Source organism: Mesorhizobium sp. M2D.F.Ca.ET.226.01.1.1, from assembly GCF_004022705.2.
Lineage (GTDB): Bacteria > Pseudomonadota > Alphaproteobacteria > Rhizobiales > Rhizobiaceae > Mesorhizobium.
In genome coordinates, this window is the sequence record NZ_RZOY02000002.1 from 32,824 (window position 1) to 56,141 (window position 23,318).

A 23,318-nucleotide genomic window follows, 5' to 3' on the forward strand; every position below is an offset into this window, starting at 1 on the left:
GGCTCGAAGGAGAATCACTCGTGCATACAGTTATGCCTGAATGTGACACTCGGCCGAACGCCGGCGGCGCCCTGCTCGCCGCCCGTACCGCCGATGCCGTCGCAAGCGGTGCTCCGCTGGGCCGGATCGGCAACCTCGAAGTGCGGCTCGCCCGCAACGAGGCTGAGATCGCCGCTGCCCAGGAAGTCCGCTATCGGGTATTTTATGACGAGCTTGGCGCGAGGAAGGACCTGTTCCAGGCGCAGGACCGGCGCGATGCCGACCGTTTCGACCCGCTCTGCGATCACCTTCTCGTGTTGGACACGTCCCTTCCGGGCCCCGAGCATCGCCGCATCGTCGGCACCTATCGCCTGCTTCGGCAGGAGATAGCCGCAACCGCCGGCGGTTTTTATTCCGAGGGCGAGTTCGAGCTCACCAAGCTGATCGCGCGCCATCCCGGCCAACGCTTCCTCGAGCTCGGCCGCTCCTGTGTTCTCAAGGAATACCGTTCCAAGCGCACCATCGAGGCGCTGTGGCAGGGCATCTGGGCCTACATCAATCATTACAACATTGGCGTGATGACCGGCTGCGCCTCCTTCCACGGCATCGTGCCGGCAGCCCACGCCGAGGCGCTGACCTACCTCGCCCATCATTGCCGCACCAACTCGGCCTGGGACGTCCGAGCGGTTCCCGAGCGCTACTGCTCCATGGACCTGATGCCGATCGAGGCGGTGAACACCAAGGCCGCGATCGCCGCCATGCCGCCGCTGGTCAAGGGCTATCTGCGCGTCGGCGCCCGGATCGGCGACGGCTGCGTCATCGACCACGAATTCTCGACCGTCGACGTCTTCGTCGTCATGCCGGTCAAGGAGATCGGCGCCCGCTACGTCAATTATTATGGCGGTGAAGGCCAGCGCTTCGCGGCGTGATTCAGGTGAATGGTAAAAGGTGAATGGGTGGATGGCCCTCGGCTCTGCCACCCATCGACCATTTTACCATTCACTATTCACCACTTGCTCTTTCACGGAATATCTTCCGGCCTTCGCCCCGGCCGGCTCTTATAGGCCGGAAACGACCAGCCGAATTTGAGCGCGCCGCCGCGCACCGCGAATGCGCCCGCGAAGCCGAGCAGGCTGGACGCCAGGGCCGGCAGGCCGGCAAGATCGCCAAGGGTGAAGATGGTGGCGCCGGCAAGGGCGGCGGTGACATAGATTTCCGGCCTGAGCAGCACCGAGGGCTCGCCGGCAAGCAGATCGCGCAAGATACCGCCGAAGGTCGCCGTCAGCACGCCCATGATGATCGACACGACCGGCGAGCCGGTGATCGCCAGCCCCTTGGCCGCCCCCATCACGGAGAAAGCGGCAAGCCCGATGGCATCGAGCCAGAGCAGCAGCTTATAGCGGGATTCGAACCGGTGGGCGCTGAAGAAGACCAGCACCGCGACCCCAGCGCAGATCAGCACATAGCCGCTGTTGGCGACCCAGAACACCGGCAGGTTGAGGATGACGTCGCGCAGCGTGCCCCCGCCGATGCCGGTGACGCTGGCCAGGAACAGGAAGCCAATAATGTCGAGCTCTTTGCGCGATGCCGCAAGCGCGCCCGTCGCCGCGAAGACGGCGACGCCGGCGTAATCGAGCAAGGCGATGGGATTCAAGGACATAGGGGAGTAGGGCAGTAAGGGAATAGGGGAAATTGAATAGCATAGAACCGCATGAAAGTACGGTTTCGCTTCCTCTACTCCCTTACTCGCCTATCACGCATCCTTCTCGGCCTGCTCGTTCACCGGGCCTGGCTCGACCTTCGCCTCGGCGGCCGCCTTCGGGCCACCCTTGGCGACGCCGACCATCGCCGGGCGCAGCACGCGCTCGCCGATCGAATAGCCCGGCTGCACCACCTGGACGACGGTGCCGGCCGGAACCTCCGGATTGGGCACCTCGAACATCGCCTGGTGGAAGTTCGGATCGAACTTCTCGCCCTCGGGCGCGAGTTTCTTCACTCCATGGCGTTCCAGCGCCGAAAGCATGGCACGCTCGGTAAGCTCGACACCTTCGATCAGCGACTTGAAGCCAGCGTCGCCGGACGCCTTCGCTTCCGCCGGGATCGCGTCCAGCGCGCGGCGCAGATTGTCGGACACCGACAGCATGTCGCGCGCGAAATTGGCCACCGCATAGGCGCGGGCGTCCTGCACATCGCGCGCGGTGCGCCGCCGCAAATTCTCCATTTCGGCCGCGACGCGCAGCGCTCGGTCCTTCAGTTCCTCATTTTCCTTCAGTAGCCGTACAAGCGCTTCATAGTCGCCGTCGACGCCACCTTCGGCACGCTCGCCGGAAGCCTGGGTGGCTTCCATATCTTCGGGCGTGGGTTCGTCTTTTGCCTGGTCGCTCATCGCGTTTCCCGTCATTCGGATTGCTCTGGATTTGCGCCCGATATCGAGGTTTGGAGGCCAAAAATCAAGGGGTAAGCGCTGACAGCCGATATCAGCCTGTCGTTCCGAATTAATTCAAATTTTACCCTATCACGCAGCTTTGCTTGCCCTCGACCGCGGGTGCGGGGAACCATAAACGGGCTGCGGGAGTTTCGAAGCCAATACAGGATTTTGGGACGATGAACGGCAACAACGGCAACAGGCGCGCCGAACTCGCCGACGATATCAGGCGGCAGGCGGGCAGCGAAGCGACGAAGCGCTTTCTGCGCACGTTGCCGGCATTTCGCTTGGAAAAGGAGATGCCGCGGCGGCTAAGTGACCTGCTTGAGCGCCTCGATGACGCCGATGCCAAGAAGCCGGGCGGCGAGCGGCGTCAATAGCCGCGCGCCGCTTCCGCAGGCTTTAGGCCGCCTTCCTATCGTCGCGCATCAGCGCTTCGCCATGGCGGATTTCGGTGCCAAGCACCTTCAGGCATTCCCGCATGAAAGTGGCAAGGCCCGGCCAGCCTTTGGCCGAAACCAGATTGCCGTCGACATGCGCGCCAGTCGGGGCAACATCGATATAGATGCCGCCGGCAAGCGTCACTTCCGGCTCGCAATAATGCAGCGCCGCCACTTCCTTGCCGCGCACCACGCCGTCGACCGCGATCAGGATCTGCACACCGTGGCAGATGGTGAAGATCGGCTTGCCGACCTCGTGGAAATGCCTGACCAGCGCCTGCACGCGCTTGTCGATGCGGATATATTCCGGCCCGCGCCCGCCCGCGGCATAAACCGCGTCATATTCGGCCGGGTTCACCTCGGCAAAGGTCTTGTTGAGGATGTAATCGTGGCCGAGCTTTTCGGTATAGGTCTGATGGCCTTCGAAGTCGTGCAGTGAGGTCTTGAGCACATCGCCAGCCTTCTTGTCTGGGCAGACGACATGGACGGTGTGACCGACCGCGTGCATGGCCTGTTCAAAGACGAAAATCTCGTATTCCTCGCTGAACTCGCCAACGAGCATCAATATCTTCTTGCCTGCCATGCCGTTCCTCCATTTGCCGGCTATTTATTTCGGGGTACGAAATAATAACCCTATCCTAAGGGCAGGACGACAAAAGGGGAAGCAGAAATCGCCAAATTGGTCTGACCAGATGGATTCGATCCGATCGACCGGCCGGCAAAGGCGGCGCGGCCGCGACAGAACCGAAGAAGCTGGTCCGACCAAGACCGACGATCAGACCGCTGCCCGGATCATATCCGCGGCCTTCTCGGCAATCATGATCGTCGGTGCATTGGTGTTGCCGCCGATCAAGGTCGGCATTACCGAAGCATCGACCACACGCAGTCTCTCCAGCCCGTGAACCCTGAGCTGCGTGTCGACCACGGCCATGTCGTCGACGCCCATCTTGCAGGTGCCGGCCGGGTGGTAGATCGTGTCGGCGCGTGCCCTGATATGCGCCATCAGCTCGGCGTCGCTGGACGCGCCGGCGGTGTAGATTTCCCTGGCGCGATATTTCGCCAGCGCCGGCGCCTCCAATATGGCGCGCGTCATGTGCACGCCCTTGAGCAGAAGCTCGGCGTCGCGTTCGTCCCCGAGGAAGCGTGGATCGATGCGCGGCGGCGCCAGCGGATCGGGACTGTTCAAACCCACCTCGCCGCGCGAATGCGGCCGAAGCACACAGACATGGCAGGAAAAGCCATAGCCCATATGCAGCTTGCGGCCATGGTCGTCGACGATGGCGATGCAGAAATGCAGCTGCAGGTCGGGTCGCTCGATTGCCGGGTCAGATTTGAGGAAGGCGCCGCCCTCGGCGTATGGCGTTGCGATCATGCCGCCGCCGTCATTGCGCCAGCGCAGCATGTGCCTGATCAGGCCCGGCATGCCGGTGAGGCCGATGCCCATCAAATCGGTCTGCCTGGACTTCCAGGCCAGGATGAAATCGAGATGGTCCTGCAGATTCCTGCCGACGCCGGGCAATTCGTGGACGAGGGGGATGCCGTGCGCCGCGAGCTCTACCGCCGGCCCGATGCCGGACAGAAGAAGTAGCTGCGGCGAACCGAACGCCCCGCCGCAAAGGATGACCTCGCGCCTGGCTTCCGCCACGGCCTCGCTCTTGCCGGTGCGATAGCGCACGCCCCTTGCGCGCCTGCCGTTGAGCACGACGCCCGTCGCATGCGCGCCGGTGACCACGGTGAGGTTCGGCCGGTTCATCGCCGGATGCAGATAGGCGGCCGCCGCCGAGCAGCGCTCCCCGTTGCGGCGCTCGCCCCAGAACTGCGTCACCTGATAGAGCCCAGCCCCCTCCTGCTCCGGCCCGTTGAAATCGTCGTTCGGCCTAATCTGGTTTTCGCCGCAGGCCTCGACGAAAGCCCTGGAGATCGCGCGCGGCTCCTGCTGCTCGCAGACCCTCAGCGGCCCGTCGCCGCCATGCAGCGCGTCACTGCCGCGCTGGTTGCCCTCGGCGCGCCGGAAATAGGGCAGCACCTCGTCCCACGACCAGCCGTCGCAGCCGAGATCGGCCCACTCGTCATAGTCGCGGCGATGACCCCGCGTGTAGAGCATGGCGTTGATGGCGCTGGAGCCACCCAACGCCTTGCCGCGCGGCTGGTAGCCCCTGCGGCCGTTAAGGCCTTCCTGCGGCACCGTCTGGAAGCCCCAATTGTTGATCTTCGGCCGGCCAGGCAGCAGCGCGATGATGCCCGCTGGCGCGCGGATCAAGAGATTCTTGCCGGCGCCGCCCGCTTCGAGCAGGCAAACCGTCTTCGATGGGTCTTCTGAAAGCCTGGCGGCAAGGGTCGAGCCGGCGGAACCGCCGCCGGCGATGACATAGTCGTAGCGCATCCTCTCCTCCCGGCGGATCTTTCCGTCCGTTGTCTGGAGAGAATGCCTGCTGAAGCGCCTTGTAAAGATGCCGCAACGTCAGCCAGAGCATGATCCCGAACCGAGGGTTCGGAAGATCATGCTCCAGCAAGGGACTGGATCAGGATGACGATTCAGCCAAATGTCATTGTGATCCAGCGCGCTTGCGCCGCCAGGAATATTTCGGCCCCTTGGGCTCCGGCTCCACGGCTGGCTGGTAGTAGACCGGCAGGCCGCCGGTGCGGCCTTCCTCCAGGCGCTTCAACAGCACCGGGTTGGAGACCTCGAACTCATCGAAACCGAGCCGCAGCATATGCGGCAACTGGTCGACCAGCACCTGGCCCGTGGCGCGCACCGCGCCCTTGAAGTGATGCCGAGCCCGCAGCAATTCGCCCTTGGAGAAGGAGCGGCCGTCATTGAAGGCCGGGAAGGCCAGCGCCACAAGCGACAGCTGGTCGAGCAGGCCGGTTATCTTGTCGAGCTCGTCGCCGGGCTGCAGCAGCACACCGATGCGTTCGCGCGCCGACTTGCGGACCTCGTCGTCGAGGCCGAGAAAGGCCTGCAGCGGCAGGATGAAGCGGCCATTGCCGGCCAGCGCCTCGGCGCTTTCGGCGTGCGTCCACTCATCCTCGCGAAAGCCGTCCGGGGTCCAGAGGCGGGTTCCCGCTGTCGTCGATCCAGTCATCAAAAATCCCAAAAAGCTCAAACGCAGCAAGCCGCCCTTTCGCAGGCCGGCATCACGTGAATAGCGATATATCCTAAAGCGAAGCGTCGGTCAGCGACTTCTCCAAACCGGAGAGGTGAATGCCGCACTCGGTCTTGGCATGGCCGGCCCAGCGGCCGCTGCGTGCGTCCTCGCCGGGCTGCACCGGCTGCGTGCAGGGAAAGCAGCCGATCGAGAGATAGCCATAGGCGACCAGCGGGTTTTCCCGCAGCGCATGCGCGCGCATGTAGGCGGCCTGGTCCGATGTCGCCCAGTGCGCTAGCGGATTGATGCGGATGCGCGAACCCACCGCTTCGAAGACGGGCAGCGCCGCCCGCGTCGACGCCTGGAAGCGCTTGCGTCCGGTGAACCAGGCGCGGAACGGCTCGACGCCGCGCGCCAGCGGTTCGACCTTGCGCACATTGCAGCAGGCGTCTGTGTTGGTCTCATGCAGCCTGCCGGTCGGATCGACGCGCTCGAGCGCCTCCTCTTCCGGCTTGATCACCCTGACATCCGTCAGGCCGAAATCCGCGACCAGCGCGTCGCGATAGCCGAGGGTCTCCTCGAAATGCTTGCCGGTATCGAGGAAGATCACTGGCAGCGAGCGGTCGATCTCCGAAATCATATGCAAGAGCACTGCCGAATCCGCGCCGAAGGACGACACGGCAGCGATCTCGCCGCGGAAGGAATCGCGCGCCGCGCGCTCGATGATCTCGATCGGCTTCAGGTGGCCGAGCAGCGCGTCGAGCCCCGCCGCTTCCGCGGCGACGCCGGCCTCTACGTCGACAATACGATCAAGCGGCCTTGGTTTCGCCAGCATAGAGCGCCTCCTTGAACGGCGCGGGACCGACTCTGCGGTAGGCGTCGATAAAACGTTCGTCAGGACTGAGCCGAAGGCCGAGATAGGTATCGACGATCTGCTCGATGGCATCGGTGATCTCTTCCGAAGAGAAGCCGCGGCCGATGATCTCGCCGACCGAGGTATTCTCGTCGGCCGAGCCGCCGAGCGTCACCTGGTAGAGCTCGGTGCCCTTCTTCTCGACGCCGAGAATGCCGATATGGCCGACATGGTGGTGGCCGCAGGCATTGATGCAGCCGGAGATTTTCAGCTTCAGCTCGCCGATCTCGCGCTGCCGCTCGAGCGAGGCGAAGCGGCGCGAAATCTCCTGCGCGACCGGGATCGAACGCGCGGTCGCCAGCGCGCAATAGTCGAGGCCCGGGCAGGAGATGATGTCGCTGATCAGGTTGGAATTGGCCGTCGCCAGGCCGATTTCGACCAGCGCGTCATAGACCGCCTTGAGATCGGTGCGCGCCACATGCGGCAGGATGAGATTCTGCTCGTGGCTGACGCGCAACTCGTCGAAGGCGTATTTCTCGGCGATGTCGGCCACCGCTTCCATCTGGCTGTCGGTGGCATCGCCCGGCACCTCGCCGATACCCTTCAACGAGATCGTCACCGCAGCATAGTCGGGGTGGCGATGCGTCACGACATTCTGGTCGAGCCATTCCGAAAAGCTCTTGGAGTCGAGCCGCGCCTGCTTCACCAGCGCATCGCCTTCCGGCCGGTCCGTCAGCGCCGGCGGGGCGAAATAGGCGTTGATGGCCTGGATGTCCGCTTCCGGCAGCTTCAGCTCGGCGTCCTTCAGCTCCTGCCATTCGGCCTCGATCTGGCGAGTGATCTCCTCCACGCCGGTCTCATGGACAAGGATCTTGATGCGCGCCTTGTACTTGTTGTCGCGGCGGCCATAGAGATTGTAAACGCGCAGGATCGCCGTGCAGTAGGACAGAAGATCGGCTTCCGGCAGGAAGTCGCGGATCTTCTTGGCCACCATCGGCGTGCGGCCCTGGCCGCCGCCGACATAGACTGCGAAGCCAAGCTCGCCGGCCGCGTTCTTCTTCAGGTGCAGGCCGATGTCATGCGTCTGGATGGCGGCGCGGTCGCGCTCGGCGCCGGTCACCGCGATCTTGAATTTGCGCGGCAGGAACGAAAACTCCGGATGCACCGAAGACCATTGCCGCAGGATTTCCGCATAGGGCCGCGGATCCGCAACCTCGTCGGCGGCGGCACCCGCGAAATGGTCGGCGGTGACGTTGCGGATGCAGTTGCCGCTGGTCTGGATGGCGTGCATCTCGACGCTGGCCAGATCGGCTAGGATCGCCGGAATGTCCGACAGCGCCGGCCAGTTGAACTGGATGTTCTGGCGCGTGGTGAAGTGGCCGTAGCCCTTGTCGTATTTGCGCGCGATATGGCCGAGCATGCGCAACTGCTTGCTGTTCAGCGTGCCGTAGGGCACCGCGATGCGCAGCATATAGGCGTGCAGCTGCAGATAGACGCCGTTCATCAGCCTGAGCGGCCGGAACTGGTCCTCGGTGATCTCGCCGGCAAGCCGGCGCTGCACCTGGTCGCTGAACTCGGCGACACGGGCGTGAACAAAATCCTGGTCGAACTCGTCGTAGCGGTACATGCTTCGTCTTTCCGGGCGCGTCCGCCCGCTTTCAATTTCTTTGTTGGAGCATGATCTTTTCCGAAAACCGGTTCCCATTTTTCGGGATCATGCTCAAAACTCTACGCCCCGATGGCTTCCGGGGTCGCCTGCTTGCCAAGATCGGTGCGGATGGTCGGCCCCGCGGCGCGGATCTTTTCGCGCAGCCGCACCGGCTCGACCAGACCATCGAACACTTCGACGTCGATCAGATTGACGTCGACCACCTCATTGTTGGCGTAAGCCGCGGCGCCGATCGCTTCCAGCTGATCCTCGGCCCCTTTGTCATGCGCGATCTCGGCATGACCGACCGTCTCCGCCCAGCCGCCATCGGCGTACCAGACGGCTATTCCGTCGGAGAGCCTGTTCGCGGTCAGAACCTTCATGGTTGAACTCCTTCGGCGACGGCTGACGCTGCGCCCTCATGCCTATGTGCCGCGAGCGGCTCGGATTGTTCAAAGTTGGCGCCGGCGACCGCGTCGCCGATGATCGTCATCACCGGACCGGTGAGGTCGGCGCGCGCTTCCAGCGACGGCAGGTCGGCCAGCGTGCCGTGGAAGCGGCGGCGATCGCCGAGGCTCGCATTCTCGACAACGGCGACGGCGGTGTCCGGTGACAGCCCGGCTTCGATCAGCCTGCCGGCGACTTCCGCCGCGACCGAGCGACCCATATAGACGGCAACGGTCGCGCCGGAAATGGCGAGCTTGGCCCAGTCGGGGAGCGAGTTGCCCTTGAGGTCGTGGCCGGTGGTGAACACCATCGAGGACGAGACGCCGCGCAAGGTCAGCGGCAGTTCAAAATCGGCGGCCGCGGCAAAGGCGGCGGTGACGCCCGGAACCACCTCATAGCCGATACCGGCCTCGCGCAGTGCCGCCATCTCCTCGCCGGCGCGGCCGAATACCAGCGGGTCGCCGGACTTCAGCCGCACCACGCGCTTGCCGGCGCGGCCAAGCTCGATGAGCAGCGCGTTGATCTCTTCCTGGCTCTTGGAATGGCAGCCCTTGCGCTTGCCGACCGGCAGGCGCTCGGCGTCGCGGCGGCCCATGGCGACGATCGCCTCCGGCACCAGCGCGTCATAGACGATCGCGTCGGCCTCCATCAGCAGGCGGTGCGCGCGCAACGTCAAAAGGTCTTCGGCGCCGGGGCCGGCGCCGACAAGCGCGATATGTCCCGCGACCGGCGCGTTTGCGTTCAGCAGTTCGAGCGCGGCGCCATGCGCCTGCCCGAATTCACCGGCCTCAATTGCATTGGCCGGCGCGCCGGCGAAGAAATCGCTCCAGAAGCGGCGGCGGCGGCTGCCCTTCGGCAGTTTCTCGGCCGCGGCGCGGAACGACGCGGCAAGTGCCGCCAGCCGGCCGAGCGACGGCGACAGCATGCGGTCGATGCGCCCGCGTAGCATCTGCGCCAGAACCGGCCCGGCGCCCTCGGTGCCGATGGCGATGGCGACCGGTGCGCGGTTGACCAGCGCCGGCGTGAAGAAATCGCAGAGCTCCGGACGGTCGACGGCGTTGACCGGAATTCCCAGCCGGCGCGCGTCGTCGGCGACGCGCCGGTCGAGCGCCTCGTCGCCAGTCGCCGCAAACGCCAGGGCTGCGCCTTGCAGATGGGCGGCCTCATAGGCTGCGTTGATGTGAACGGCGCCGGTCGATCCAATGAAATCCAGAAGGCTGCTGCTGGCATTGTCGGCAACGATGCGCAGCACAGCGCTCGATTGCGAAAGTAGCCTTGCCTTGGCAAGCGCCTCCTCGCCATTGCCGACGATGGCTACGGCTTCGCCGTCGACCCGCATGAAGACGGGAAAGGCATTGAGTTTGGCATTGGCTTGCGGCATGGCGATAAGCGATACTGGAACAGTTTGGCAGTTTTACGCGGGCTGGCCAAAAACCAGAAGGCAAGCACTCGCGCGCCGCCGAACGGCAGGCAATCGCTTTTTCGCAAGCGCGAAAGGCAAGAGAAAAAAATTCTACTTCCCGAGAAAGGGACCCGGAGCGGGATAGGAAACCGCCTTGATCCGCCGTAATTTTTAGCGCCGAGGCCACAAAAGCGCAAAACAGTTTTTTCTAAATTCTACTAAGTTAGTAGATTAAAGCCGACCTTGCCGGATCGGCGCCCAGCTACGCCGGTCCGGAGCGATCGAGCCGCCACAGCCAGATCGGAACAATCGTGCTCCGCGGCTCGTTTGCCTAGCAATCCAATCCTGTCGATCCCGAACTCGACCGGTCGGCAACCATGCAAGCAAGGAGGAACGCCATGAGCATCAAGCTGAAACATGGATTGTGGGTGGTCGTGGCTGATGGCGAGAAGGCGCTCTTCCTGCGCAACCAGGGCGACAACAAGTTCCCTAACCTGGAAGTGGTGCAGGAGATGGAACAGGACAATCCCGCCACGCGCGAACAAGGCACGGATAAGCCGGGCCGCTATGCGGAAGGGCCGCGCAGCGCCATCGAGGAAACCGATTGGCACCGTCTGGGCAAGGAGCGCTTCGCCGTCGACATCGCCGACCAGCTCTACAAGCTCGCGCATCGCGGCGAGTTCGACGCGCTCGTGCTGATCGCGCCGCCGCGGGTGCTTGGCGAGATGCGCCAGAAGCTGCACAAGGAAGTCGGCGAGAAGGTGCAGGCGGAAATACCGAAGACCCTCACCAACCACACGATTTCGGATATCGAGAACCTGCTGCAGGCGGCGTAAAGCGGCCGAAAGACAGCGAGTTCAAGGCCAAACGGGTCTCGAAGCCGCCACTTTGACGGCGCGGCGCTGTTTTTGCGCCGTGCGTCGATTTTCGGCGTCGATTTCCGCAGGGCGATGGTTGCATCATCGCCGCTGTCCCTACCATATTGCCGAAGGCGGCAGCCTCGGCGGGCGCCTATCCGACATCGTAATTTTTCTAAAGGCGCGCAAAAGACAATGCCGCATGACACGCCCCTTATCGCCACCATCGTCGCCGGTCTGGGGCTGGCATTCGTCTTCGGGGCTTTAGCCAACCGTTTCCGCATCCCGCCGCTTGTCGGCTATCTCGTCGCTGGCGTCCTGGTCGGGCCGAACACGCCGGGCTTCGTCGCCGACGCGAGCCTTGCCAACGAGCTCGCTGAGATCGGCGTCATCCTTTTGATGTTCGGCGTCGGCCTGCATTTTTCGCTGAAGGACCTTCTATCCGTCCGCGCCATCGCCGTTCCGGGCGCCATCGTGCAGATCGGCTTTGCCACCTTGCTTGGCGTTGGGCTTGCCTGGCTGCTCGGCTGGTCGCTGGGCGCCGGTCTCGTCTTCGGCCTGGCGCTTTCGGTCGCCTCGACCGTGGTGCTTTTGCGCGCCATGCAGGAGCGGCGGCTGATCGAGACCGAGCGTGGCCGCATCGCCGTCGGCTGGCTGATCGTCGAGGATCTCGCCATGGTCCTGGCGCTGGTGCTGTTGCCCGCGCTCGCAGGTGTGCTCGGTGGCCAGCCGCAGGTCGACGACCATGCCAACCTGCTTTCGCTGCCGGCGAGCTACGGCCTATGGGGCGTGGTCGGCATGACACTGGCCAAAGTCGCCGCCTTCGTCGTCGTAATGCTGGTCGTCGGGCGCCGGGTCATTCCCTGGATCCTGCATTACGTCGCCCATACCGGCTCCCGAGAACTGTTCCGGCTCTCAGTGCTGGCGATCGCGCTTGGCGTCGCCTTCGGCGCAGCGAAGCTGTTCGGCGTCTCGCTGGCGCTCGGCGCGTTTTTCGCCGGCATGATCATGAGCGAATCCGAGCTCAGCCACCGCGCGGCGGAAGAATCGCTGCCGCTGCGCGACGCCTTCTCGGTGCTGTTCTTCGTCTCGGTCGGCATGCTGTTCGACCCGCTCAGCCTGATCAGCAACGGCCTGCCGATCCTCGCCACCTTGGCCATCATCATCGTCGGCAAGTCCATCGCGGCTTTCATTATCGTGGTCGCTTTTCGCTATCCGATCGCGACCGCGCTGATGATTTCGGCGAGCCTTTCCCAGATCGGCGAATTCTCCTTCATCCTGGCCGAGCTTGGCGTTGGCCTGAAGCTTTTGCCCGAGCAAGGCCGCGACCTGATCCTCGCCGGCGCCATCCTGTCGATCCTGCTCAATCCGCTGATGTTCGTGGTCGTCGACTGGATGAAGCCGTGGCTTGAAAAACGCGCCGGCAAGGATGCCGCGCCGGCCGTGGAGCAACGACCAATCGGCCCGGCGACCGAGCCCGGCCAGGTCGCCTCGGTGTCGGCAGCCCCAGGTAAGGAAGACGGCCCACCACCCAGGACGGCGCTTGCCGGCCATTCCATCCTGATCGGCTATGGCCGCGTCGGCAGCCTCGTCGGCGCCGCGCTGAAGGAAGCCGCCCTGCCCTTCCTGGTCATCGAGGATTCCGACAAGACCCTGGCGAAGCTGCGTGACGACGGCATCGAGAATATCGCCGGCAACGCCGCCAACGTGGACGTCTTTTCAGCCGCCAATCCGGAAGGCGCCAGGCGGTTGATCCTCGCCATCCCCAACGCCTTCGAGGCCGGGCAGATCGTGCTTCGCGCTCGCGCCGCCAATCCGGCGATCAATGTCATCGCCCGCGCCCATTCCGACGCCGAAGTCGAGCATCTGAAGGGCCTCGGCGCCGACACCGTGATCATGGGCGAGCGCGAGATCGCGCGCGGCATCGTCGAGGTGGTGACCGGCAAAGCCGCCGATCCGGCCGGCCCCGCCATGGAGATCGATCCGCAGCCTGCTTGATTGGTGTCAGTCGACGAATGCGGAGCCATTCTGCGCGATATCACTGAGATATTTCGCCGGCGGCTTGCCCAGCGCCTTCCTGAACATGGTGATGAAGGCGGTGACGGATTCATAGCCGAGATCGCCCGACACCTGCTGCACACTGACGCCGGCGGACAGTTCCCTGAGCGCCACGATCAGATGCAGCTGCTGGCGCCAGCGGCCGAAACTTAACCCGGTCTCTCTGACCACGAGGCGCGCCAGGCTGCTTTCGCTGAGCGCCACGCGGTTGGCCCATTGCGCCAAGGTGCTGCGGTCGGAGGGATCGTCGGCCAGCGCCTCCGCGATCCGTCTTAACCGCGGCTCGGCCGAGATCGGCAAATGCAATTGCTGCACGGGCATGAGCGGCAGTTCGGCGAGCAGGACCTTTCCCAGGAAATCGCACCGCGCATCATCCGGCGCACATTCCGACAGTTCGATGATCAGTTCGCGCAGCAGCGGCGAGATCGAGAGCGTGCAGCACCGCTCCGGCAGCTCGGCGGCGCCCGGCTCGATATAGACGAAGAAAATCCGGGCATTGGCCGTTGCGATGTTGCTGTGCTCCAGGCGGCTCGGCACCCACACGCCGCAATGCGGCGGCACCATCCATAGCCCGCCAGGAACGCGACAGGTGACGCCGCCGCCGAGTGCGAAGACGAGCTGCCCTTTGCGGTGCCAATGCTCGCGCACCTCGGCCTTGGTCTCGGTCACGTCGACACCAACGGCAATCGCCGGCGCAGCCACGTCGTCGACGTCGAAGTTCAGCCAGGGCCAGAGGAGCGGCTGTCTCATACTTGACTACTTTTAGCGATCATCTGGCTTTATCTCTAAATTCTTCAGCCGCGAAAGTCGATAGGCTCGGCCGTATCGTCGCAGTCGATCGCAGCTCTTAAGCGTCAATTTCGAAAGGTCCGCCAATGCTCGCTCTCGCCATTTCTTCCGACAGCCCCAGCCGGCTGAAGCTCGCCGAGGCCGACGAGCCAAGCTGCAGTACGAATGAAGCATTGGTGAGCGTTCATGCAACATCGTTGAACCGCGGCGAGCTGCGCCTGCTCGGCATACGGGCCGACGGCTGGATCCCCGGCCAGGACATCGTTGGCATTGTCGAGCGCGCGGCGGCCGATGGCTCCGGCCCCGCCGCGGGCACGCATGTTGCGGCTTTGGTCGACCAGGCTGGCTGGGCCGAACGTGTCGCCGTTCCGACCGACCGTCTCGCCGTCATACCCGAGGGCGTAAGCTTCGCCTCCGCCGCCACGCTTCCAGTCGCGGGCACGACGGCGCTGAGAACCCTGCGTCACGGCGGCGACCTCGCCGGCCAGCGGGTCCTGATCACCGGCGCGAGCGGCGCCGTCGGTCGCTTCCAGATCCAGATCGCCCGCGAGCAAGGCGCTTCGGTGATGGCGATCGCTGCTGCAAGGCATGCCGAGGATCTCCGCGAGCTTGGAGCCGAGCAGGTCGTCGAGTCGATCGAGCAAGCCGAGGGGCTGTTTTCATTGATCACCGAATCGGTCGGCGGCAAAAGCCTGATGCATGCCATCGAACGCGTCGCTCCAGGCGGCACCATCGTTATGTTCGGGTCTAGCAGCGGCGAGCTCACCCCGATCGGGTTTCGCCAGTTCGTTCCGGGTCACGAAGGCGCGAGGCTCCAGACTTTCGCCTATTACACGTCCGGGTCAGCCATCGGCGCCGACATCGCGGCGCTGCTCGATCTGGTCGCGGCCGGCCGGTTGGAAACCCGCGTGGCCATGAGCGTGCCTTGGACGGAAATCGCCCAGGCCCTGGAGGCGCTCAGACAGCGCAGCTTCAGCGGCAAGGCCGTTCTCACAATGGCCTAGCTAAAGCCGGCCACTCACACGTGCTGGCCGCCATTGATGTGGATTTCCGAGCCGGTCACATAGGACGACTGGCCGGAGCACAGGAAGTAGATGATGTCGGCCACTTCCGAGGTGGCGCCCAACCGTCTCAGCGGGATCGTCTCGACGATCTTGTCGGTGCCGGGCGACAGGATCGCGGTGTCGATCTCGCCAGGCGCGATGGCGTTGACGCGGATGCCGTGCGGGCCGAAATCATGCGCCATCTCGCGCGTCAGCGAGCCGAGCGCCGCCTTGGACGTCGCATAGGCCGTGCCGGCGAACGGATGCACGCGCGTCCCGGCGATCGAGGTGACGTTGACGATCGAGCCCTTGGCGGCTGCGAGCTCCTTGAACAGGCCGCGCGCCAGCATGATCGGCGCGAAGAAATTGACCTGGAAGACGTCGCGCCAGACATGCATCGGCGTCTCGATCGAGTTCATCCGGCTGCCGTCCTTCAGCTTCGGCGAGATGCCGGCATTGTTGACCAGCGCGTGCAGTTGGCCGCCATGCGCTTCCAGCCGGTGGCGGATTTCCGAGACGGCGATGCCGACATCCTCCTGGTCTGCGAGATCGACCTTGATGTGATCCTCGGGGCCGGCCGGCCAAGGGCAATCCTCGGCGAAGGCCTGGCGCGAACAGGTGATGACCCGCCAGCCCTCGCGCGAAAAGCGCTTCACCGTCGCATGGCCGATGCCCCGGCTGGCGCCGGTGAGCACGATGGTTTTTCTGCTGTCGGTCTCGGCCATGGTTGTGTCTCCGGCCGGACATGTAGCCGAAGGCGCTTGCCATGGCGAGAGGCGAAGTGCCGTTTCAACCCCCGCCGAGGATATCGAGGATTGAGGTTTGCCGCCTTTTCTTCGGCCCGCCGACGTCGCCGGGCGGCACCGGATGCTTGATCGACGCGGTCGATCCGCTGTCGCTGGGCATGCTGAAGCCGTCGGCATCGACCGTCTGGGCTGGACGAGCCTGGCGCGCGGGCGCCTGGGCAACGGGCTGCGATTGAGCGGCAGGCTGCGACTGGCCGACGGCCGCTGGCGGCGCGGGCGGCTGCGAGGCGTCCGCCGACGGGATCTCGTCCGGCACGATCGTATCGGACGGCGTCGATTTCCAGGTGCCGGGCAGCGGTCGCACAGGCACGCCTTGATGCGCCGCCACCATGAATTCGTGCCAGGCCTGCGCCGGCAAGGCGCCGCCGGTGACCTTCTTCATCGCGCTGCCGTCGTCATTGCCGAACCAGACGCCTGTGGTGAGATTGGCGGTGTAGCCGACGAACCAGGCGTCGCGCGAGTTCTGGCTGGTGCCGGTCTTGCCGGCCGACGGCCAGTTGAACGCCGCCTTCTTGGCGGTGCCGACCTCGACGGTGCCCGTCATCATCGAGTTCATCATGCCGACGATTTCGGCCTTGATGACGCGCGGCGCGCTGCCGGTGCTGCCCTCGTAGAGCACCTTGCCGTTGGCCGTCGTGATGCGCTGGATGAAGTGGATGTCCGGCTTGTAGCCGCCATTGGCGAAAGGCACATAGGCCGAGGTCAATTCCAGCGGCGTCACTTCCGAGGTGCCGAGCGCGATCGAGGTGTTGGCCTGCAGTTCCGACTGGATACCCATGCGATGCGCGGCTTCCACCACCGCGTCGGGCCCGACCTCCATGGTGAGCTGCGCCGCCACCGAGTTGAGCGACTTGGCCAGAGCCGTGGCCAGCGTGACCTTGCCGTAATATTTACCGCCATAATTGTCGGGCGTCCATTTGCCGATCTTGATCGGCGCGTCGTTGCGGATGCTGTCCGGCGTGCGGCCGGCCTCCAGCGCCGCCATATAGACGAAGGGCTTGAAGGCCGAGCCTGGCTGCCGGCGTGCTTCCGAGGCGCGGTCGAACTGGCTGGTCGAATAATCATAGCCGCCGACCATGGCGCGCACCGCGCCGGAATCGTCGATCGATACCAGCGCGCCCTGCGTGACGTTGAGCTTCTTGCCGCTCTCGTCGATCAGCCGGCGGATCGACTGCTCGGCGAGCTTCTGCAGGTTGAGGTCGACCGTGGTGTCGATGACGATGTCGCCGCGCACGTCGCCGATGAGGTCTGGAAGCTCGTCCATCACCGTGTCGGCGACGTAATTTTCCGAGCCGGTCCAGTAGGAGGGCGCGCGCGTTGCCGGTGCGCTGAGCGCCGTCTTGTATTCCTTGTCGCCGATCTTGCCGGTCTCGCGCATGGCAGCGAGCACGAGCTGCGCACGTTCCTCGGCCGCCTTCGGGTCGCGCGCCGGCGAGAGCTTCGACGGCGCCTTGAGCAGGCCCGCCAGCAGGGCTGCCTCCGAAAGCGACACGTCGCGCGCGCTCTTGCCGAAATAGCGCCGCGAGGCGGCCTCGACGCCATAGGCGCCCGAGCCGAAATAGACCCGGTTGAGGTACATTTCGAGGATCTGGTCTTTCGTGTGCTTGTGCTCGAGCCAGAGCGCGAGCAGCACTTCCTGCACCTTGCGCTCCAGCGTGCGGTCCGGCGTCAGGAACAGGTTCTTCGCCAGCTGCTGCGTCAGCGTCGAGCCGCCCTGCGAGAAATGCCCGCCGAGCAGGTTGGTGACCATGGCGCGCGATAGGCCGATCGGGTCGATGCCGAAATGCGAATAGAAGCGCCGATCCTCGATGGCCACGACAGCTTCGGGGATATAGGGCGACATTTCGTCCAGGCCGACGGCTTCGCCGCCCGATGCGCCGCGATTGGCGATCAGGTTGCCATCGACCGAGACGATCTTGATGTTGGGCGCGCGGTCCGGGATCGACCATGTGGTGGCCGCCGGCATTTTGGCGCCGTAATAGACGACGACGCCGGCCACCGCGATGCCGCCCCAGATGCAGAATACGAAGCACCAGTAGACCAGCCGGGTGGCGATGCCGAGCAGCCCGGGCCGGTTGCGGTCGCGGCCACGTCCGCGCGATTTCGCCTTTGCGGATCTGCCCTTTGCGGCGGATTTGCGGGTGCGCGGCACGACGCGATCCTCCTCGCTCACCGAAAAGCCATCGGAGGATTTCGCCCGCGGCGAATCCTCGAAGCTCGGTTCGATGCGACTGTCTCTGCGGTTCGCCATGCGCTCTAGCTGTCTGTCCCCGGTACCGATGGCGTTCGGGTTGAAGACTAGATGCGGCGGTTTAAAGGCGCGTTAAATGGGGAAAAATCGAAGCGATTGAAAATCAAATGCCCCGCGATGGCGTGATCCGGACCCGATTTCGCGTACGCATCACCGCAACTCAATGCGGCCGGCCTGCATCAGCTTGGCGGTGCATTCCGGCAGTGGCTCCACGGGCGAGGCGGAAGCACCCGCCATCAGGATGATGCTTCAGTGTTTGCTGCACTCTTACGCCTTCAAAAGGGCCAGCAAGCCCTTGTTGAAGACGTCCGGGTGGGTCGGGGCCATGCCATGGTCATAGCCCGGATTATACCTGCCTGGGCCTTGGGACCGCTCATAACACCGCCGTTAGCCTGCAACTGACCAGCTTGGTGCGGCCTCTGGCCGAGCAGCCGTGCCGACCGATGGAAGGGTCCGCTGGTGGCAAAGCTAACTGGTGTCCCACTTTGTCCAAAAACATCCGCAATCCGGGCTGAGGTGCGATCCAGAAAGTTCGAAAAGCTCCCAGGACCCCAGGCGATTTGACCGTATCGAACTGCCACCACATCGTCGAATGGCAGGCGCCAAGGCTTGATTGACTGATTGTCGCCGGCGGCGAATCTTGACCGGAAGGCGCTATTGCCGGCGTGTCTTGGTCAGCGAATCGTTTGAGGCACCGGAAATGAGCCAATCGCAGGTCCCAGCAGCGCCGCCCGGATGGCTGCCGGACGCGTGGCTGCGCAACGCACGACTGGTGTCGGGCCTTGTGCTTATGGCGTTCGTGACGCTGCATTTCCTGAACCATGCGTTGCTCCTGATCTCGCTTGAGGCAGCGGATAAGGGACGCGAGACGTTCCTGCTGATCTGGCGCAACCCGGCCGGCACGCTGCTCCTCTACGGCGCGGTCGCCACGCATCTTGCTCTTTCGCTGCTAGCGCTCTACCAGCGCCGCACGCTGGCCATGCCGGTGCGGGAGTGGGCGCAGATACTGCTCGGGCTCGCCATTCCGCTGCTGATTGTGGAACACGTGGTCGGCACGCGTGCCATGCACGCCCTTTATGATGCCAACGACACTTACGAGTTTGTGGTGCGCTCGCTATGGATCCTGAGCCCACAGGTCGGGGTGCGGCAGGCGATCGCGGTGGTCGTCATCTGGGCACATGGCTGCTTCGGCCTCTACTTCTGGCTGCGCTATCGTCAGTGGTATCCGCGCACCGCTTCGGCCCTGCTGGTCCTGGCTGTGCTGGTTCCAGTCCTGGCGCTGCTCGGCTTCGCCAGCGGCGGAAAGGAGGTCTCCGCGATGGGACCGCCGCAGTCGCAGGCCATCGAGCCAGCCCTTCTCGACCGGGCATTGGCAACCAAGGACCGCATCGACGACGGCATTTATGCCGGCTTTGCGGGACTGATCGTCCTGGTGCTGGCGGCGCGCATCGTTCGCGACCGCGTCGAGCGGCGCAACCTGGTTGAGGTGCGCTATGCCGGTGGGCGCAAGGTGCGCGTTCCCCGCGGCTACAGCGTGCTCGACGCCAGCCGGCTGGCCGGCATCGCGCATTATGCCGTGTGCGGCGGGCGCGGGCGCTGCTCGACCTGCCGCATTCGCGTGCTTGACGGCCTTTCCGAGCAGCCGGAGCCCGGTCCGATCGAAGCGGCGACCCTGCGCCGCATCGCGGCCGACGGCGACGTGCGGCTCGCCTGCCAGCTCAGGCCGCGCGGCAATCTTCGCGTCGCGCCGCTGCTGTCGCCGCCGGTCACGGCGGAAAGCCCGCACACCGCAACCGCCAACGATCCCGGCCACGAGAAGGTCGTGGCGGTGATGTTCTGCGACATGCGCGGCTTCACCGCGATGGCCGACCAGCGTCTGCCGTTCGACGTGGTCTTCCTGCTCAACCGCTATTTCGGCGTGATCGGCCGCGCCGTCGAAAGCTCAGGCGGTCGCCTCGACAAGTTCGTCGGCGACGGCGCCATGGCGCTGTTCGGGCTTGAGACCACGCCCGGCGAGGCATGCCGCAACGCGCTTTCCGCCGCCAGCGCCATCGTCGAGGGAGTTCGCACCCTCAGCAATGACCTCGCCGAGGAACTGCGCGCCACCATCAACGTCGCGATCGGCATCCATGTCGGCCAGGCGATCGTCGGCTCGGTGGGCTACGGCGCGGTCATGAACGTGACCGCGATCGGCGACACCGTCAACATCGGCAGCCGACTGGAGGCGGCGGCGAAGGAATTCGAGGCGGAGATCGTCGTCTCGGAAGCGGCGGTGCGGCTTTCGGGCCTGGACCTCCCCGGCGCCGAGGCGCGCGAGATCGACATCCGCGGCCGCGGCCGTCCGCTCGGCGTGCTGGTCGTTCCGCGCGGCGCGGCGTTGCCGATCGCCTTGCCGGCAAAATGAGATAAGGTGGGCTCCAAATGCCCGCCTCGAGGCGAAGCCCGGCCGGCCACCACGGTCAGTTCTGCTGGATCGAAATCCCCTTGTCGTCGATCTTGAGCTCGACGCCTTTCGGCCTGGTCTGCTCGCGGTAGACATATATGCCGAGTGCAATGACCACGACGATCAGCGCCCCGATGATGAGATAGAGCGTGTTCTGCCTCATTGCGCCCCCTTTGTCGCGGCCTAGAAATGACCCGCAGGCGATCGCCTACTGATCGTCGTCGTCGGATGCCGGACGCCAGCTCGTCGGATCGACCTTCTTTTGCGTGTCGCTGTCGGTGTAGACCCACCAGCCGCCATCGCGATACTGGCCTATGGATTCGTTGACGACGCCGTCGCCGTCCCTCCACAGAATGGTGACCTTCGAGCCGTCCTTCGGCGCGCTTTCTATCGGCTTGCGCTCTGCCATCTCACTCCCTCCATCGACCGGCAGCAACGCCATGCGGCCATGCCGGGTTCCGTCAGCTATGCGCGAAGATGTCCTCCTCGGCCCAGCCCATCAGGTCGAGCTTGGCGCGGGTCGGCAGGAAACGGAAGCAGGCTTCCGCCTCCTTGGTGCGGTTCTCGCGCGCCAGGCGCGTCGCCAGCACCTCGCGCAAACGGTGCAGGTAAAGCACGTCGGAGGCGGCATATTCGAGCTGTTCGGGCGAGAGCGTTTCCGCCGCCCAGTCGGAGGACTGCTGCGCCTTGGACAGGCCGATGCCGAGCAGCTCGCTGCACAGATCCTTCAGCCCATGCCGGTCGGTGTAGGTGCGGACCAGCCGCGAGGCGATCTTGGTGCAGAACACCGGCTCCGCCATCACGCCGAAGCTATGATAGAGCACGGCGATGTCGAAGCGGCCGTAATGGAACAGCTTGGTGATCGAGCGGTTGCGCAGCAGGCTGACGAGGTTCGGTGCCTTCTTCTGGCCCGGCGCGATCTGGATGACGTCGGCGCTGCCGTCGCCGGGCGAAATCTGCACCACGCAGAGCCGGTCGCGATGTGGGTTGAGCCCCAGCGTTTCCGTGTCGATGGCCACCGCCCCGACATTGTAGCGGGTGAGGTCAGGCAGATCGTTTTTATGGAAACGGATATCGGCGGTCATTCTCTTCTCCGGATCGCGGTCTAACCCGTCCTTGCCGCGATCCGCTGAAAAATCAACAAAAAGTTGAATTTCGCGCCCAGCGTGAAAACTTGTTCACCGGGTCAGCGCGTCGAGAATGCGCGCCCAGGATCGCTGCCCCTTGTGGAAGGAGGTCAGCTCGTATTTCTCGTTCGGCGAATGGATGCGGTCGTCATCCAGCCCGAAGCCGACCAGCAGCGATTCCATGCCGAGATAGGTCTGGAAGTCGCCGACCACGGGGATCGAGCCGCCGCCGCCGGTGGTGACGGCCTGCTTCTCCCATTCATCGGACAGCGCGTCCTTGGCCTTGGCCAGGAATGGCGAGTCGTAGGAAAGCTGGATCGCGGGCGAGCCGCCATGCGGATGGAACTCAACCGAACAGTCGGCCGGGATGCGCTCGCGCACGAAGGCCTGGAAGGCGGCGCGGATCTTCTTAGGGTCCTGCTTGTGGACGAGCCGGAACGACACTTTCGCCGACGCTTCCGCCGCGATCACCATCTTGAAGCCCTTGCCGGTATAGCCGCCGATGATGCCGTTGAATTCCGCGGTCGGCCGCGCCCAGGTGAGTTCGAGCACCGAGCGGCCCTTTTCGCCGGCCGGGATGGAAAGGCCGACCGGTCCGAGGAAGGTCTCGGCTGTCTCGCCGAGGCCTTCCCACGATTTCAGCACTTGGCTGGGTGTCTCCTCGACGCCGTCATAGAAGCCCGGAATGGTGACGCGGCCATTCTCGTCATGCACGTCGGCCAGCACCTTGGCCAGGATGCGGATCGGATTGGCGGCCGGCCCGCCATAGAGGCCCGAATGCAGGTCGCGGTTAGCCGCCTTGACGGTGACCTCCTCGCCGACCATGCCGCGCAGCGACACGCAGATCGACGGCGTCTCACGGTTCCACATGCTGGTGTCGCAGACCAGCGCGAAGTCGGCTTTCAGCTCGGCTGCGTTTGCTTCCAGGAACGGCTTGAGCGACGGCGAGCCTGATTCCTCCTCGCCTTCGAACAGGATGGTGACGCGGCAAGGCAGATTGCCATGCACCTGCTTCCAGGCCCGGCAGGCCTCGACAAAGGTCATCAGTTGTCCCTTGTCGTCGGCCGAGCCGCGGCCGGTGATCACCTTGCGGCCTGGCTCGATCTCCTTGATCGACGGCGCGAACGGATCGGTTTCCCACAGCTCGATCGGGTCGACCGGCTGCACGTCGTAATGGCCGTAGAACAAAACATGCGGCGCGCCTGCCGGTCCCTCGTGATGCGCCACCACCATCGGATGTCCGGGTGTGTCGCGCACGCTTGCGTCAAAGCCGATCAGCTTGAGCTCGGCGACCAGCCATTCGGCGCCTTTGCGGCAGTCGGCGGCGAAGGCCGGATCGGTGGAGATCGACTTAATGCCCAGCAGACCGAACAGCCGCTCCAGGCTCTGGTCGAGATTCTGGTCGAGACGGTCGAGGACGGGAGAGATTCTGGACATTATGGCGCCTTTCGATTTTGCGGCCGACCCTAAAGGTCAGGACCGGAAACGAAAAGCCGAGATCGTTGGACCAAGCTCGATTGCCTTGCCGGAAGGCAAAAAAAGACCGCCGTGGTGGAGGGGGAACCACGGCGGTCTCTACTCGAAACGTTGCGGCAGCCCGGAGAGGGGGGATAGGCTGCCGCAGTTTGCCCGGAATAGGCGGGGGACGGGCCTTGCTCCGG

At 64.6% G+C, this 23,318-nt stretch carries 22 protein-coding genes; 6 read left to right on the plus strand and 16 right to left on the minus strand.

The genetic code is table 11. From position 1 onward, the window contains the following. Positions 1–20: 20 nt before the first annotated feature. A complete protein-coding gene (locus EN869_RS03930; protein WP_127225022.1) occupies positions 21–908 on the plus strand; it encodes a GNAT family N-acetyltransferase in 888 nt (295 codons plus the stop codon). A 92-nt stretch (positions 909–1,000) separates the two neighbouring features. Here the strand turns inward: EN869_RS03930 and EN869_RS03935 are convergent, their stop codons facing one another. Then, positions 1,001–1,633: a trimeric intracellular cation channel family protein gene (locus EN869_RS03935; RefSeq protein ID WP_127225468.1), complete on the minus strand. Its 633-nt coding sequence runs from the start codon at positions 1,631–1,633 to the stop codon at positions 1,001–1,003. A 99-nt stretch (positions 1,634–1,732) separates the two neighbouring features. Further along, positions 1,733–2,365 (minus strand): nucleotide exchange factor GrpE, encoded by a 633-nt coding sequence (grpE, locus tag EN869_RS03940; protein WP_127225023.1) that lies wholly within the window; start codon positions 2,363–2,365, stop codon positions 1,733–1,735. Positions 2,366–2,583: 218 nt separating this feature from the next. Between grpE and EN869_RS03945 the strand changes: the two genes are divergently transcribed. After that, the gene (locus EN869_RS03945) at positions 2,584–2,784 is read left to right on the plus strand and encodes a hypothetical protein (protein WP_127225024.1); all 201 of its coding nucleotides are present in this window, start codon (positions 2,584–2,586) and stop codon (positions 2,782–2,784) included. Between the two features lie 22 nt (positions 2,785–2,806). Here the strand turns inward: EN869_RS03945 and EN869_RS03950 are convergent, their stop codons facing one another. From EN869_RS03950 to cysG, 7 genes are all read right to left on the minus strand, one after another. Beyond that, positions 2,807–3,427, minus strand: coding sequence for a DJ-1/PfpI family protein (locus EN869_RS03950; protein WP_127225025.1), 621 nt, complete (start codon positions 3,425–3,427; stop codon positions 2,807–2,809). Positions 3,428–3,619: 192 nt separating this feature from the next. Continuing rightward, positions 3,620–5,227 (minus strand): GMC family oxidoreductase N-terminal domain-containing protein, encoded by a 1,608-nt coding sequence (locus tag EN869_RS03955; protein WP_127225026.1) that lies wholly within the window; start codon positions 5,225–5,227, stop codon positions 3,620–3,622. A gap of 163 nt (positions 5,228–5,390) precedes the next feature. Beyond that, positions 5,391–5,930 carry a DUF934 domain-containing protein gene (locus EN869_RS03960; protein WP_127225027.1) on the minus strand — a complete coding sequence of 180 codons (540 nt, stop codon included), beginning with the start codon at positions 5,928–5,930 and terminating at the stop codon, positions 5,391–5,393. A gap of 73 nt (positions 5,931–6,003) precedes the next feature. After that, entirely contained in the window at positions 6,004–6,768 is a 765-nt protein-coding gene (locus EN869_RS03965; RefSeq protein WP_127225028.1) for a phosphoadenylyl-sulfate reductase, read from the minus strand. Then, on the minus strand, positions 6,743–8,413 hold the full coding sequence (locus EN869_RS03970) for a nitrite/sulfite reductase (RefSeq protein WP_127225029.1): 1,671 nt from the start codon (positions 8,411–8,413) through the stop codon (positions 6,743–6,745). Before EN869_RS03970 ends, EN869_RS03965 begins: the two co-directional genes overlap by 26 nt. Positions 8,414–8,514: 101 nt before the next feature. Beyond that, a complete protein-coding gene (locus tag EN869_RS03975) occupies positions 8,515–8,817 on the minus strand; it encodes a DUF2849 domain-containing protein (protein WP_127225030.1) in 303 nt (100 codons plus the stop codon). Further along, a complete protein-coding gene (gene cysG, locus EN869_RS03980; protein ID WP_127225031.1) occupies positions 8,814–10,262 on the minus strand; it encodes a siroheme synthase CysG in 1,449 nt (482 codons plus the stop codon). Before cysG ends, EN869_RS03975 begins: the two co-directional genes overlap by 4 nt. Before the next feature lie 419 nt (positions 10,263–10,681). Here cysG and EN869_RS03985 point away from each other — a divergent pair, with 419 nt between their 5' ends. Continuing rightward, positions 10,682–11,119 (plus strand): host attachment family protein, encoded by a 438-nt coding sequence (locus EN869_RS03985; RefSeq protein ID WP_127225032.1) that lies wholly within the window; start codon positions 10,682–10,684, stop codon positions 11,117–11,119. 216 nt (positions 11,120–11,335) lie between these two features. Beyond that, positions 11,336–13,138 (plus strand): cation:proton antiporter, encoded by a 1,803-nt coding sequence (locus EN869_RS03990; RefSeq protein WP_127225033.1) that lies wholly within the window; start codon positions 11,336–11,338, stop codon positions 13,136–13,138. Positions 13,139–13,144: 6 nt separating this feature from the next. Here the strand turns inward: EN869_RS03990 and EN869_RS03995 are convergent, their stop codons facing one another. Next, positions 13,145–13,948 carry a helix-turn-helix transcriptional regulator gene (locus EN869_RS03995; protein ID WP_127225034.1) on the minus strand — a complete coding sequence of 268 codons (804 nt, stop codon included), beginning with the start codon at positions 13,946–13,948 and terminating at the stop codon, positions 13,145–13,147. A gap of 125 nt (positions 13,949–14,073) precedes the next feature. Here EN869_RS03995 and EN869_RS04000 point away from each other — a divergent pair, with 125 nt between their 5' ends. Beyond that, the gene (locus tag EN869_RS04000; RefSeq protein WP_127225035.1) at positions 14,074–14,991 is read left to right on the plus strand and encodes a zinc-binding dehydrogenase; all 918 of its coding nucleotides are present in this window, start codon (positions 14,074–14,076) and stop codon (positions 14,989–14,991) included. Positions 14,992–15,005: 14 nt separating this feature from the next. Here EN869_RS04000 and EN869_RS04005 read toward each other — a convergent pair whose 3' ends face one another. Together EN869_RS04005 and EN869_RS04010 are read right to left on the minus strand one after the other, a co-directional pair. Further along, on the minus strand, positions 15,006–15,755 hold the full coding sequence (locus tag EN869_RS04005; protein WP_127225036.1) for an SDR family oxidoreductase: 750 nt from the start codon (positions 15,753–15,755) through the stop codon (positions 15,006–15,008). Positions 15,756–15,819: 64 nt separating this feature from the next. After that, positions 15,820–18,087 carry a transglycosylase domain-containing protein gene (locus tag EN869_RS04010; protein ID WP_127225037.1) on the minus strand — a complete coding sequence of 756 codons (2,268 nt, stop codon included), beginning with the start codon at positions 18,085–18,087 and terminating at the stop codon, positions 15,820–15,822. 700 nt (positions 18,088–18,787) lie between these two features. Between EN869_RS04010 and EN869_RS04015 the strand changes: the two genes are divergently transcribed. Further along, positions 18,788–20,491 carry an adenylate/guanylate cyclase domain-containing protein gene (locus EN869_RS04015; RefSeq protein WP_127225038.1) on the plus strand — a complete coding sequence of 568 codons (1,704 nt, stop codon included), beginning with the start codon at positions 18,788–18,790 and terminating at the stop codon, positions 20,489–20,491. Positions 20,492–20,546: 55 nt separating this feature from the next. Here EN869_RS04015 and EN869_RS04020 read toward each other — a convergent pair whose 3' ends face one another. The 4 genes from EN869_RS04020 to EN869_RS04035 all read right to left on the minus strand — a co-directional run bounded on the left by EN869_RS04020 (position 20,547) and on the right by EN869_RS04035 (position 23,094). Continuing rightward, positions 20,547–20,693, minus strand: a complete 147-nt coding sequence (locus EN869_RS04020) for a hypothetical protein (RefSeq protein WP_027165396.1) — start codon at positions 20,691–20,693, stop codon at positions 20,547–20,549. A 45-nt stretch (positions 20,694–20,738) separates the two neighbouring features. Continuing rightward, positions 20,739–20,939, minus strand: a complete 201-nt coding sequence (locus EN869_RS04025; protein WP_127225039.1) for a hypothetical protein — start codon at positions 20,937–20,939, stop codon at positions 20,739–20,741. 52 nt (positions 20,940–20,991) lie between these two features. Then, positions 20,992–21,615 carry a ribonuclease D gene (locus EN869_RS04030; RefSeq protein WP_127225040.1) on the minus strand — a complete coding sequence of 208 codons (624 nt, stop codon included), beginning with the start codon at positions 21,613–21,615 and terminating at the stop codon, positions 20,992–20,994. A gap of 93 nt (positions 21,616–21,708) precedes the next feature. Beyond that, positions 21,709–23,094, minus strand: a complete 1,386-nt coding sequence (locus EN869_RS04035) for a M20/M25/M40 family metallo-hydrolase (RefSeq protein WP_127225041.1) — start codon at positions 23,092–23,094, stop codon at positions 21,709–21,711. Between the last annotated feature and the right edge of the window lie 224 nt (positions 23,095–23,318).

Coding starts and splice junctions, on each gene's coding strand:
- EN869_RS03975 (WP_127225030.1), bottom strand. CDS start 8,817: ATGAAGGTTCTGACCGCGAACAGGCTCTCCGACGGAATAGCCGTCTGG.
- EN869_RS03960 (WP_127225027.1), bottom strand. CDS start 5,930: ATGACTGGATCGACGACAGCGGGAACCCGCCTCTGGACCCCGGACGGC.
- EN869_RS03985 (WP_127225032.1), top strand. CDS start 10,682: ATGAGCATCAAGCTGAAACATGGATTGTGGGTGGTCGTGGCTGATGGC.
- EN869_RS04000 (WP_127225035.1), top strand. CDS start 14,074: ATGCTCGCTCTCGCCATTTCTTCCGACAGCCCCAGCCGGCTGAAGCTC.
- cysG (WP_127225031.1), bottom strand. CDS start 10,262: ATGCCGCAAGCCAATGCCAAACTCAATGCCTTTCCCGTCTTCATGCGG.
- grpE (WP_127225023.1), bottom strand. CDS start 2,365: ATGAGCGACCAGGCAAAAGACGAACCCACGCCCGAAGATATGGAAGCC.
- EN869_RS04030 (WP_127225040.1), bottom strand. CDS start 21,615: ATGACCGCCGATATCCGTTTCCATAAAAACGATCTGCCTGACCTCACC.
- EN869_RS04025 (WP_127225039.1), bottom strand. CDS start 20,939: ATGGCAGAGCGCAAGCCGATAGAAAGCGCGCCGAAGGACGGCTCGAAG.
- EN869_RS04005 (WP_127225036.1), bottom strand. CDS start 15,755: ATGGCCGAGACCGACAGCAGAAAAACCATCGTGCTCACCGGCGCCAGC.
- EN869_RS03955 (WP_127225026.1), bottom strand. CDS start 5,227: ATGCGCTACGACTATGTCATCGCCGGCGGCGGTTCCGCCGGCTCGACC.
- EN869_RS03965 (WP_127225028.1), bottom strand. CDS start 6,768: ATGCTGGCGAAACCAAGGCCGCTTGATCGTATTGTCGACGTAGAGGCC.
- EN869_RS04020 (WP_027165396.1), bottom strand. CDS start 20,693: ATGAGGCAGAACACGCTCTATCTCATCATCGGGGCGCTGATCGTCGTG.
- EN869_RS03990 (WP_127225033.1), top strand. CDS start 11,336: ATGCCGCATGACACGCCCCTTATCGCCACCATCGTCGCCGGTCTGGGG.
- EN869_RS04035 (WP_127225041.1), bottom strand. CDS start 23,094: ATGTCCAGAATCTCTCCCGTCCTCGACCGTCTCGACCAGAATCTCGAC.
- EN869_RS04015 (WP_127225038.1), top strand. CDS start 18,788: ATGAGCCAATCGCAGGTCCCAGCAGCGCCGCCCGGATGGCTGCCGGAC.
- EN869_RS03995 (WP_127225034.1), bottom strand. CDS start 13,948: ATGAGACAGCCGCTCCTCTGGCCCTGGCTGAACTTCGACGTCGACGAC.
- EN869_RS03950 (WP_127225025.1), bottom strand. CDS start 3,427: ATGGCAGGCAAGAAGATATTGATGCTCGTTGGCGAGTTCAGCGAGGAA.
- EN869_RS03970 (WP_127225029.1), bottom strand. CDS start 8,413: ATGTACCGCTACGACGAGTTCGACCAGGATTTTGTTCACGCCCGTGTC.
- EN869_RS04010 (WP_127225037.1), bottom strand. CDS start 18,087: ATGGCGAACCGCAGAGACAGTCGCATCGAACCGAGCTTCGAGGATTCG.
- EN869_RS03945 (WP_127225024.1), top strand. CDS start 2,584: ATGAACGGCAACAACGGCAACAGGCGCGCCGAACTCGCCGACGATATC.